At 47.5% G+C, this 11,773-nt stretch carries 7 protein-coding genes; 2 read left to right on the top strand and 5 right to left on the bottom strand.

Features of this window, described 5'->3' with window-relative positions:
* Window positions 1–409: 409 nt before the first annotated feature.
* Window positions 410–1,534, top strand: a complete 1,125-nt coding sequence (locus tag K0O23_RS15055; protein ID WP_246597139.1) for a serine hydrolase domain-containing protein — start codon at window positions 410–412, stop codon at window positions 1,532–1,534.
* A 332-nt stretch (window positions 1,535–1,866) separates the two neighbouring features.
* Here the strand turns inward: K0O23_RS15055 and K0O23_RS15050 are convergent, their stop codons facing one another.
* On the bottom strand, window positions 1,867–4,035 hold the full coding sequence (locus tag K0O23_RS15050; protein ID WP_219878268.1) for a S9 family peptidase: 2,169 nt from the start codon (window positions 4,033–4,035) through the stop codon (window positions 1,867–1,869).
* 236 nt (window positions 4,036–4,271) lie between these two features.
* Between K0O23_RS15050 and K0O23_RS15045 the strand changes: the two genes are divergently transcribed.
* Window positions 4,272–5,798: a M20/M25/M40 family metallo-hydrolase gene (locus tag K0O23_RS15045; RefSeq protein WP_219878267.1), complete on the top strand. Its 1,527-nt coding sequence runs from the start codon at window positions 4,272–4,274 to the stop codon at window positions 5,796–5,798.
* 72 nt (window positions 5,799–5,870) lie between these two features.
* On the opposite strand, the gene K0O23_RS15040 is transcribed toward K0O23_RS15045, so the two are convergent.
* The 4 genes from K0O23_RS15040 to K0O23_RS15025 form a co-directional block, all read right to left on the bottom strand.
* Complete coding sequence (locus tag K0O23_RS15040) at window positions 5,871–7,079, bottom strand: DUF1501 domain-containing protein (RefSeq protein WP_219878266.1); 1,209 nt, start codon at window positions 7,077–7,079, stop codon at window positions 5,871–5,873.
* A 51-nt stretch (window positions 7,080–7,130) separates the two neighbouring features.
* Window positions 7,131–8,531: a DUF1800 domain-containing protein gene (locus tag K0O23_RS15035; RefSeq protein ID WP_219878265.1), complete on the bottom strand. Its 1,401-nt coding sequence runs from the start codon at window positions 8,529–8,531 to the stop codon at window positions 7,131–7,133.
* Window positions 8,532–8,759: 228 nt separating this feature from the next.
* Window positions 8,760–9,992 carry a nucleoside recognition domain-containing protein gene (locus K0O23_RS15030; protein ID WP_219878264.1) on the bottom strand — a complete coding sequence of 411 codons (1,233 nt, stop codon included), beginning with the start codon at window positions 9,990–9,992 and terminating at the stop codon, window positions 8,760–8,762.
* Between the two features lie 90 nt (window positions 9,993–10,082).
* The gene (locus tag K0O23_RS15025; protein ID WP_219878263.1) at window positions 10,083–11,486 is read right to left on the bottom strand and encodes a M14 family zinc carboxypeptidase; all 1,404 of its coding nucleotides are present in this window, start codon (window positions 11,484–11,486) and stop codon (window positions 10,083–10,085) included.
* Window positions 11,487–11,773: the final 287 nt, after the last annotated feature.

The following is an 11,773-nucleotide window of genomic DNA, read 5'->3' as shown; positions in this document are numbered from 1 at the left end:
GCATTTGTAGCCCTGGCTTTCTATAAGCTTCTGGAGATCGGAATTGCAGTAAGCTATCATGTACAGATTTACCCTTATACTTATCCTTTAGTTTAGTAGCCGCCTCAGGCCGGAATGCAAAATAAATGCAGATAGTTTTAAACTTTTATGAAAGTATAACCCTTGTTTAAGATTTAAATGTTGTTGCAATACAGCTGCCAACCCTGCGTTAAATAAGTGTTTCTGACTATTTGTTTTACAAAAATCCGGAAGTTAGGCTATATTTAGAGTTGGATAACTGTTGGTAGATTTGGGTATGATTTTCTTTAGAGTACAATTTCTTTTGCTTAAATGCATTACGGCATTTCTTTTCTGTCTTTCACTGGCCTCTTGTCAGGAAACAAAAAAGGAAGTTGCGGTAAAGCGTGTTTTGCCTGAAGAGGACACCAGGCAGCGGGTAGCTGTGCCGGCATACTTTACAGCAGATAGTGCCCGTAAGCTAGGACTACACCTCGATTCTATATTTAAACACTTACACAAGCGAAAAGGCTTTAACGGAACCGTGCTGGTTACCAAATACGACGAGGTAGTTTACAAAGGAGCTTTTGGCTTTGCCGATTTCCACCGCAAAGATTCACTGACCACACAAACTGCTTTCCAGCTGGCTTCGGTGTCCAAGCAGTTTACGGCTATGGCCATTATGATGCTGCAGGAGCAGGGCAAACTCCAATACGATGACAGTGTGCAGCAGTACATTCCTTCATTTCCTTACCATGGCATTACCATAAGGCAACTGCTCACGCATCAGTCTGGCTTGCCTAACTATACTTATTTCAGTGATGAGCTCTGGCCCGACCGTAGCAAGCCTATTACAAACGATGATGTACTGAACCTGATGGCAGAACATAAGCCTGCTATTTACCTCCAGCCGAATACACGCTTTAATTACAGTAATACAGGTTATTTTATACTTGCCTCTATCGTTGAAAAAGCTTCAGGTGTGCCGTTCGCCACCTTTCTGCAAAAACATATTTTCGAGCCGTTACAAATGAACAATACCTTTACGTTTAACGATGAGCTAATAGCACAAACGGAAAGGGTAGCCACAGGCCATACAGGCGGCAGACAAAAGCGGTGGCCGGATTACCTGGATACCGTACTAGGCGACAAAGGAATGTACTCAACAGTAGAGGACCTCTATAAATGGGACCAGGCACTTTACACGCAAAAACTTGTTAAGAGAGAAACCCTGGAAGAAGCCTTTACCGGTACCCGCCAGGAAAAGAAAATAAAAGAAGACTACGGATTTGGCTGGCGCATCGGGCATCTTGAAAGCGGCGATACTGTTGTGTACCACGCAGGCTTATGGCATGGCTATACCACTTATCTGCTGCGAAACCCAAAAGACCACAGCGCGCTTATTGTACTTAGTAATCTGCCTAACGGTAGCCTAAGATACCTGAAAGATATAAAGCAGTTTTTATACCCAGCCCAACCTGATAAGCCAGATGATGGTGAGCAAAGTAACGTGGCCAGCGCTGTTTATAAGAACTAACCCAAGTTGCGAATTATTAGATGCTGTGGAGGTGTAAATCCAATGCGGTTAACTTAAACTTTTTGTCATCTCGACGATAGGAGAGATCTTTATAGAATTCTTTCTGCACTAATTCCAGATAGATTTCTCACGGTGTTCGAAATGACAGGTTTTTGCTTAAGGTGACAACACCGGGGAAGGGGTGAGTATCTCGTAAATTTAGTCTATTGCTTGACTTCTCATACTTTCCACACCCTGAACCTGTTCGCAGCATTTTCATCTTCAAGTTTGGCTCTAAATAAAAAGAGGCTCCATACTTGAAGCCTCTCTTTTTATTTTACAACAGATCTGATTTACTGCACAGGCTTATTCAACCAGCGCTCAAAGAACTCATAAGTTCGCAGCATCTGATCGATGCGTTGGCGGTTGTTGCCGCTTCGTGTAATCTCATGCGTGGCTCCCGGGTGGCGCACATACTCCACCGGCCTGTTCATGATTTTCAGGCTTTTGTACAGCATTTCACTCTGGATCACGCCAGTTCTCAGGTCATTCTCCCCATGGAAGATAATAAGCGGAGTGGTAATGTTCTGCACATACGTCAGCGGAGATTCGCGCTGGATCAGGCCTTTCGCATTGTCTTCCCAGGGGTAACCACCAAAGTAGTTTGGTACCAGTCGCCAGGCGTTGCCCTCTCCGAAAAAAGTACCCAGGTCGTAAACGCCACGCTGTGCGCAGGCTGCTTTAAAGCGCTTGTCGTGTCCCAGTATCCAGGAAACCAGGTAGCCCCCGTAAGAGCCGCCCGTAACAACCAGACGCGAGGTGTCTGCCCAGCCCTCGTCTACAGCTCCATCCAGCGCGGTAAGCACATCGTTTGCCGGACCTTTGCCCCAATCGGCAACGTTGGCACGCATAAACTCCTCACCATAGCCACCAGAACCTCTAGGGTTGCTGTATACTACTCCGTAGCCTCTGCTGGCAAAGTACTGGTACTCGTGCCACATGCTGCTCTCGCCAGGTCCCCACATAGCGGTAGGTCCGCCGTGTATCTCCAGCAACAGCGGGTACTTGTTACCCGGCTTGTAGTTGGTTGGCTTCATTACCCAGTATTCTACTACCTGCCCCTTCTCGTTTTTAAAGGTCTTTTTCTCCGGAATACTTAGCTTTTTATCTTTCACCCAGTCATGGTTAAGGGAGGTGATACGCTGCGCTTTTTTAGCATTTTCATTGGCCAGGTAAAGCTCATTCGGGTTAGCCACTTCGGTTTTAACGAAAGCCAGCTTGTCTTTTCGGATGTCAAAGCTGTTCACGCCGCTGTTAAAGTCTGTCAGCTGCTCTACTTTCTTCGACTTTAACTCCAGGCGGTTAAGTATAACACCACCGTTCGATGGCGAAGTAAAGTATAAATGCTTGTCGTTGGAGGCCCAGGTAAGGTTATTTTTATTGCGGTCGTAGTCAATGGTTACCATGTCGGACTCACTGCCATCCAGTAGCATAATAGCCAGTTTAGGTATGCTAACTGTCTGCGTCTTGTTGTACTGGAAAGCCAGCCACTTACCAGACGGCGACAAGGTGGCGCTGTTATAGGCAACCCCTGCCTTGCCAAGTATACGCTTCAGGTTGCTGCCATCTGCATTTACAATATATACTTCAGACTCCAGTGAGCGATTCGGGTGCTCTGTTTCATCGCTGTCACCTTCAAACACCACGCGCTTTCCGTCCGGTGTAAAGCGTGGGTTATAGCTGGTAGAAAAACCGGGCGTGAGGTTTTTTGGTGTAGTGCCTGGTACGGCATCCACAATAAAAATATGAGACAGGCTGATGTTGGCGGAAACATTTGCCTCTTCCTGGAAATTAAGCTGATTGATAACCTTTGCTTTCTGATCTTTCTCGTTCTTATCTAGATAGCCGCGTATCTCTGCCAGCGAGCCATCAGGGTCTACCTTTGCTATACTTACTTTCAGGTGCTCGTTCTGGTAAAAGCCCGGTTTTTCATAAGACCATTTCGGGATGTCATTGTTAGGGTTCAGCAGCGAGTCAGACAATAATTCTTTCAGGCCGAAACCGGAAGTGAACAAAAGTTTGCTGCCGTCGGGGCTCCAGCGTGGGGTGTTGGCGCCATACTTAAATTTTGTAAGCTGCATTGGCTCACCCCCGTTAAGAGGAAGCAGGAAGATCTGCGGCTTGCCATCTGCCACGCGCACGAAAGCCAGCTGCTTGCCATCAGGGCTCCAGGTCGGCTGCGAAGCACCTTCTTTGGCAAAGGTGAGCTGGCGCGGTTTGGTAGCACCACTTGTTGGCGCCAGGTGCAGCTGTGTCTGGTGTTTACAGTCTCCTTTTGCAGCCGGGTCCGGCTCTATGCTGTTTATGGTAAAGGCAACCCAGTTGCCATCAGGACTAATGGTAACTGCACCAGCCTGCTTTATCTTCAGCATGTCTGTTACCTTAATCAGGTTATCGGGTGCCTGTGCCCTGGCAATAAAGACTGCCAGAAAAAGCAGCAGTACGGTAAACTGTTTTTTCATGATGATTGCGTAACGTTATTATACTTATTCTTTTTGATTGATGAGAAGAGTAATCAACCTGATGTTTTTTTACCCATCTAAAGCTACTTATTTTATACTTTATAGCCATACTCCTGCATATTTTTCTGATGAAGTGTTATTCGTTTTGAATATGGGAGCAGGTGATAGCAGAACGTCATTCCTTTTACAAAAAACAGATCGTTATATTAGCAGGAGTAAACTCAAACCAACAGCCCATGAAGACCAGCCTCTGTACCACCATTCTATACTTTTTTGTTTTTTGCTTCAGCTCAACTCTCCAGGCACAGACCATACGGCAATACGTAAGCAAAAACGACAAGCAAATGATGGAGGAATACGTCCGGTTCCTGTCTATCCCCAATGTGTCTACAGATACTGTTAACATCCGGAAGAATGCAGCTTTCATCAGTGAGATGATGCAACGTAGAGGTATAAAAGCAGAGCTGTTAACTGGCACAACAGCAGGCGTTACGCCGGCGGTATTTGGCGAGATAAAAACACTGGGTGCTACCAGAACCATTGGCTTTTATGCGCATTACGACGGGCAACCGGTAAATCCGAAACAGTGGCATGAAGGGCTGGAGCCTTTCAAACCCGTACTCATAACAGCACCGTTGGAAAGTGGTGGTAAGATTCTTGGGCCCTACAAATCAGGTGATGCTATAAACCCCGACTGGCGTATATCGGGCAGGGGAGCAGCCGATGATAAAGCGGGTGTAATGGCTATACTTAATGCCTATGAGGCGCTGGTAAAAACGGGCAAGCGCCTGAATGCGAACATCAAGTTTCTATTTGAAGGCGAAGAAGAAGTAGGGTCTATCCACCTGGACGAGATATTCAAAGCACACAAATCTAAACTGCAGGCTGACTGCTGGGTAATTATTGATGCGCCGCGACATGCTTCCGGAAGAAAGACGATCGTGTATGGAGTTCGCGGAGATGTAAACATGGCGCTAACGGTGTACGGGGCAAAACGCCCGCTCCATAGTGGCAACTACGGCAATTGGGCACCCAATCCGGCCTTAAAACTGGCACAGCTGCTGACCTCCATGAAAGATGAAAAAGGGCAGGTACTCATCAAAGGCTTTTACGACGATGTAACACCCCTCACAGCCACTGAAAAAAAGGCACTGGCACAGATACCCGATCAGGACGCGACGCTGAAGAAGGAACTGGGAGTGCATTCACCTGAAAGCCCCGGAAGGTCGCTTATGGAAGGTATCATGGTGCCCACGTTAAACATCAATGGCATGCAAAGCGGGAATGTAGGGCCGCTTGCCAGTAACATCATCCCCACCAAAGCCGAAGCCGTACTGGACCTGCGACTGGTAAAGGGCAACGACTATAAAAGGCAGGTAGAGAAAGTGATCGGCCACATCAAAAACAAAGGCTACCAGGTAGTGAACGGGGAACCAACAGAAGAGGAGCGGAGCAAGTATCCGAACCTGATCAGGGTAGATGTAAAGCATGGCTACAATGCACAGCGCACCCCTATGGATCTGCCGATAGCAAAAAGTATACAGGCAGCCATCCAGTCTACTACGAAAGAACCTGTGGTTGCAATCCCATCAATGGGTGGCAGCTTACCGCTCTACCTGTTCGAGGAGATACTTGAGTCAAAAGTGATTACCGTTCCGATCGTGAATTACGATAATAACCAGCATGCAGAAAATGAGAATGTGAAGATCCTATACCTTTGGGAAGGTATAGAAACGATCGCCGCCATTATGCAGATAAAGTAAGCTGTTTACGGGTCCGGAAGTATAGATTTTGCCTTTGGACTAACCTCCGGTTTGGAGAATTACTACATAAAACTAAACCAGTTTATCCAGCGCCTTAAAGCTGCCACCCAGCACAGCACCTGCATCTGCCTGCATCCAGTTCTGCAGCAGGGTAGCGTAGATGTTCCTGAAATCTATCTGGTGCTTCAGGTCTCCGGCGTCCAGGTCTGCCAGGTTAGGGGCAGCATTGTAGATACCGGCCTTTTGCAGCTTGCCTCCGATCAGGAACAGGTTATTGGCAGTGCCATGGTCGGTGCCGTTGCTTGCATTCTGGTTTACGCGGCGACCGAATTCAGAGAAGACCACGATCAGCGTATCATCAAAAGCTTGATGCTGGCGCAGGTCCTGCACAAAGCTGTACAGCCCCTCCGATAACTCCTGCAGTAGCCTTGCCTGCTGGGCTTCCTGTCGAATATGCGTGTCAAACCCGCTCAGGGATGCATAGTATACCCGCGACTCTACACCTGAGGTAATGAGTTCGGCAATTGTCTTCAGATTTTTAGAGAACTCGCCCTTCGGATATTCCTGGTTTGAGCGGTAAGCCCGAACCTGCTGGTGCAGATACTCCGCTGACTGCTGTGAGTTGATAAGCGTTTTGTAAAGATAATCTACCTGATGGTGTTCGTGCGCATCGTGGTGGTGGGTTTTAGCCATTTGTTTCAGGAACCTGTCCTGAGAAGCCTGGTAAAAGCGGCGCACATCCTGCACGGCCATACCGTTATACTTTTCTCCTTTAAGGGCAAGGCTCAGCGAGTCGTCTATTTCTAGGGCCATGTGTGCGGCCGAGCTGCCAGTGCAACAGGAGTCCAGGTACCGGCCCAACCAGCCTGTTTTCAGGTACTCGTCGGAGGCGCTGGCTGTGTGCCATATATCTGTAGAGCGAAAGTGAGAACGATCAGGGTTCGGATATCCCACACTGTTCATCACTGTCAGGAAACCCTGATCGTAGAGTTGACGCATCTTGTCCAGCGACGGATGAAAACCCAGGCCATTCTGTAGCTGCAATACTTTTCCGGAGTTTATAGCAAGCGAAGGCCGTGCCTTGTAGTATAGATCGTCTTCAAAGGGAATGACCGTATTCAGGCCATCGTTTCCGCCACTCAGTTGTATCACCACCAGCCTTCTGCCATTGGAGTTACCCAAAAGCCCCATGCCCTGAGATGCGTGCAGGAAATTAGGCACAAACAGCATCCCCGATGCCAGCGCCGAAAGTTTCAGAAAGTCTCTTCTTGATTTTGACATCTCTTTGTGTGTATTCTTTGCAGTTGAAAAGAAATCGAATGTGGATTTAAATTAACTTAACTGATACTCTGGCAGCGACACCAGGTGCAGGGCCAGCGTCGTTATCTTTTCTTCGCGTGAGGTCTTGCCTACTATACTTTGCTGCAGAATCGCCAGTTTCTGCTTTTGCAAGGGCACTTGTAACAGGAAAAGGCTCATTTCTTCTGCCAGCTTGTGCTCTGGCACTTTTACCATTTCCTGAATAAACTTCTGAAAGTCTGCCCTGGCCTGAACTACGCGCAACCCATCGGCCCGCCGCTGAACCGGCTTCGATGGTTCACTGTCGTCATCAGGTTTAAGGGCAACTTCCAGGGCTGCATCCTGCAGGAGCGCCTGTCCCATCCGCAACCGGAAAGCTAGCGAGGAGGAGTCGATCCAGGTAAGTCCGCCAGCCCAGCCACTTACATTCGGCGGCTGAAAAAGCACTTGCCCCAGCACTCTTTGCAGCACCAGGGGAGCACGTTTATCAGTATACTCCAGCCCAAACATCCGCTGCATTCCAACCAGTAATTCTACCGGCGATTTTATATGGCTGCCCATTACCTCGGAAGTATAAAACCAATCAGCCGTAAATACTTTTTCCAGCAGGCCTTCCATGTTATAGCCAGAACTATAAAACCATTTGCTTAATTCGTTTACATGGTCCTCGTTTACCTTCTCGCTGACAAAAAAAGTATAGATCTTTTGTGTGATAAAGATAGCGGTGCGCGGATTCTCAATAAGTATCTGCAGGATATCGTCGCCGTTGAAGTTTCCGGTTTTGCCCATAAAGGTTTTACTGCCTGTATCATGCTGGCGTGCCCGGAAAACAAATTCGCCCTGCACATTATACCCCCAGCCGGTAAAAGCGCGTGCAGCTTCTCTAATGTCATTTTCGGTGTAATGGCCTCTGCCCAGTGTAAAAAGCTCCAGCAGCTCACGGGCAAAATTCTCGTTGGGGCGCTGTTTGCGGTTCTGCTGATTATTCAGGAACTGCAGCATGCCCGGGTCTTTAGAGATGGCAGTAAGCAACTCCGGGAAAGGGCTCAGAGCATACTTACGAAGTGTATTGTTTTGTACCTGTACCACACCCGGATAGCGTAGGCGGCAGGCAAAGTGCCCGTGCCAGAAAAGCGTCATTTTCTCCCGCAACTGCGCCTTGCTTGTAGACATCTGGTTTAGCCACTGGCAATTAAGGTCCTGCAACGCTTCGCGCTGCATTTTGGCTGCAGCTGCACGCGCTTCTCCCTGCAGATTGTTTATGTTTTGTAAGTTCAGGTCAGGTGCCGGTAATGGCTGCAGTTGCTTACTTTCCTTAAGTAGTTGTTTAACTGCCTGGGGTATTCTACTGGGCAGGTCCTGACCAGGCATCGGGCCGAAGCCAGCCCGCCATTGCAGGTGCTGCGTTTTCAAGGTGTCTAAGGTGATGGTCATAAGGGTGGGGGCTTAACTCAGTGCTTAGAAGCGGCAGACTGCATAAAGTTAAATCGGTGTTGCCACATTTTTTTCTTTAAGAAAACATAAAAGATGAAGGGCCTCCAGCGTGAACTGAAGGCCCTTCATGATCAGGTGGTTTTTATCCATCTTCACCGAAAAGGAGTGATGTAATCTTTAGCGCTTTAAGCTAGCTTTAGCAAAAAAATATTACCTGCTTTGCAGGCTTTAATGGAAGAAAAGATACGCAATAAAAATAGCTGCTATTACGCCTGCTAAGTCTGCGATAAGGCCGCAGGTTAGGGCATAACGGGTGTTTCTGATGCCAACAGACCCGAAATAAACGGCCAGTATATAAAAGGTAGTTTCTGTAGAACCCTGTATTGTGGAGGCAAGGCGACCTACAAATGAATCCACGCCGTAGGTGTTCAGGGCTTCTACCATCATGCCACGGGCACCGCTTCCACTTAGGGGTTTCATAAAAGCAACGGGCAGGGCAGGCACAAAATCAGTGTTAAGTCCGGTTAGGGCAATCGCATAGCCAATACCATTTACAAGCAGGTCCAGGGCACCGGATGTTCTGAAAACCCCAATGGCAACAAGTATGGCTACCAGGTAAGGGATAATGGTAATGGCAACTGTAAACCCTTCTTTTGCCCCTTCAATGAAGGCTTCATAAACATTAACCTTTCTGTACAAGGCCAGGCCAACAAAGGATATAATGATAGAGAAAAGAATGACATTGCTGGCCACTGTAGATATAATGCTTACCTGCTCCTGCGGAATAATACTGAAGTAATAGATCAGGCCAATCACAAATAGCATAAAAGTACCCAGGTAAGCCAGGATCACAGGGTTCAACAGATTAATACGCTGGTAAAGCGATACCGCGATAAGGCCGGTTACAGTAGAGAAGAACGTAGCCAGAAGTATAGGTATAAAAACATCCGAAGGATCAACAGCACCTAGTTGTGCCCGGAACACCATCACACTGATCGGAATAATGGTGAGGCCCGATGTATTAAGCACCAGGAACATGATCTGTGCTTTGGATGCGGTTTCCTTATGCGGGTTCAGTTCCTGCATCTCCTTCATGGCTTTCAGACCAAGTGGGGTGGCTGCATTGTCCAGGCCCAGCATGTTGGCTGAAAAGTTCATCAGCACCGACCCGAAAACAGGGTGGTTATTTGGAATCTCAGGGAATAAGCGATGAAAAAACGGCCCGACAAGTCTGGCAAAAATAGCAATGATACCACCTTTTTCACCTACTTTCATCAAGCCGAGCCACAGCGTCATAACGCCGGTAAGGCCCAGCGATATCTCAAAACCAAGCTTGGCATTATCGAAGGTACTGGCTACAAGCTTCTGAAAAATTTCATAGTCCTGGAAAAAGATAAGCTGGAACAGTGCTATGGCAAAGGCGATTAGAAAGAATCCTGCCCACAGATAATTTAAAACCATGTATAAATAAGGTTAGGTTAGTCCGGTTGAAACGGTAAGATACAAAGTGATCTCATAAAATCCGCCTGCTATATAGCCGGTGCAGAATTTTTAAAGTATAAGGCCATGGAACAGTGCCGGCTTTTCTTCTTGCAGGTTGTATACAAAGCCGTTCACGATCGCATAGTGTACCTTTCCCGCTTCGTCTTGCAGCACAAAATTGGCGGCATTCTCAAGTACAAGGCTATGGTCAGCTTTGTCTGCGTTGATGGTCACATTCAAAGGCAATTCCCAGGTAGTTATGTCGGCAGGGTAGAGGTTCTCTATCAGAATTGTAGTATAACCCTGGGCCAGTAATTCCAAAGTAGTTTCAGTTGTAAGCGACGCTATACTTTCAAAAGGCTGCGGGTATACTTTGCCCGGTACCAGCGTCAGGCCTTCGGCGTTTACTTCTTCGTACCCATAAAAAGTGCTCATGTCGCCGATCTCTTCCACGGTGCTGCTATAATAAAAACCCTGCGGCGCAGAGGGGGCCTCTACCTCTTCCCGCATAATGCCTACATCAAGCAAAATATGTTTGCCATATTGTTCGTAACGCACATTTCTGATTACCAGGTCGAAAAGGTTAAGTTGGTTTTCAGGGATGTTGTAATAGTCTTCCAAAGTATACTTTGTGTAGCCATGGCCGGTTATCAGGTGCAGTGCAGAAACAATAGCGGCAAAATTCAACTGACGTATTACCTGCTTTTCCGGGTCGCCTGCATAGCCTCCGGACTCTATCAGGATCACACTGGTACCCCATTTCTGGATGTTATCACCAAATGCACGGGGCTCGTGCTCGTCAGAGAATTTGGCCACCTGGCAGGGTATAAGCTGTTGCAGCGCCTCGTTCATTCCCACAATGGTACGCATGGCCCTGGCACGTACGGTGTTTACGGTTTGAGCATGGTCGAAGGGAGGGGCCAGGAAGGAGATGGTTGCCGGTTTAGCGGTGTTGCCAGCAGTGTAGTAGCGACTCTGATCATGCAGGTTAAAACCAAACGCAGGGTTTATACTTTCGCGCATACTTTTAAGCAACCGGGCCTCCGGACTTTGCAGGCGCAGGGCATCCCTGTTGAGGTCAACTTGTAGTGCATTCCGGCGAATAAAGCGTTCAGCTCCGTCAGGGTTCAGCATCGGTATCATGTAAAGGGTGGTGTTCTGCAATATCTCCTGACGAACTGGATCCATGTCATCGCTTTGCTGCAAAAACCTGAACAGGTCGAACAGGGCCATGGTAGCCGTAGCCTCATCGCCATGCATCTGCGACCATAGCATCACTTTTATGGGGCCGCTGCCAGCCTTTACCATGTAAATGTCACGCTGCTCCACCGATTTACCAATTACCGACACCTCGAACAAAGTATGCTGCTTTAGATGCTCCAGCAATGGTACAATATCTTTGTGCTTAAAGCGCCTGTGGCTGATTGCCTTTTCTTTATAAATTCTATGCTGCTCGTATAGTTGCTTTGCCATTCAGGTATAAAGTGTTTTGCTGATTTAGGGCTGATGCTAAGCCATTAGGGTAAACAGGATGATTGAAATGCACTCTTGATTACAGCTTAGTTGCAGCTGTCAAATATAAAACAAGAAAAGCGTTTAGTTTTGCAGCGGTAACAACAGAACGGTAAATTATTGCCAGCAAGAATGAATAAATCAGGGAATAAGGTAATATGACTGTAGATTGGTAATCTATACTGTTACAATTTATACTTATATTTAGTAGCCTATACCTGCACAGGCGAAGCAGCCCCGGTAAAGCA

It is taken from the genome of Pontibacter aydingkolensis, from assembly GCF_019443125.1.
Classification (GTDB): domain Bacteria; phylum Bacteroidota; class Bacteroidia; order Cytophagales; family Hymenobacteraceae; genus Pontibacter; species Pontibacter aydingkolensis.
Note: the sequence above shows the minus strand (reverse complement) of the source record. Positions and strands in the feature narration are given on the sequence as shown.

What these genes read in the sequence shown, in the direction of transcription:
- K0O23_RS15050 (WP_219878268.1), bottom strand. Translation starts at nt 4,035, where the DNA reads ATGAAAAAACAGTTTACCGTACTGCTGCTTTTTCTGGCAGTCTTTATT.
- K0O23_RS15045 (WP_219878267.1), top strand. Translation starts at nt 4,272, where the DNA reads ATGAAGACCAGCCTCTGTACCACCATTCTATACTTTTTTGTTTTTTGC.
- K0O23_RS15040 (WP_219878266.1), bottom strand. Translation starts at nt 7,079, where the DNA reads ATGTCAAAATCAAGAAGAGACTTTCTGAAACTTTCGGCGCTGGCATCG.
- K0O23_RS15035 (WP_219878265.1), bottom strand. Translation starts at nt 8,531, where the DNA reads ATGACCATCACCTTAGACACCTTGAAAACGCAGCACCTGCAATGGCGG.
- K0O23_RS15030 (WP_219878264.1), bottom strand. Translation starts at nt 9,992, where the DNA reads ATGGTTTTAAATTATCTGTGGGCAGGATTCTTTCTAATCGCCTTTGCC.
- K0O23_RS15025 (WP_219878263.1), bottom strand. Translation starts at nt 11,486, where the DNA reads ATGGCAAAGCAACTATACGAGCAGCATAGAATTTATAAAGAAAAGGCA.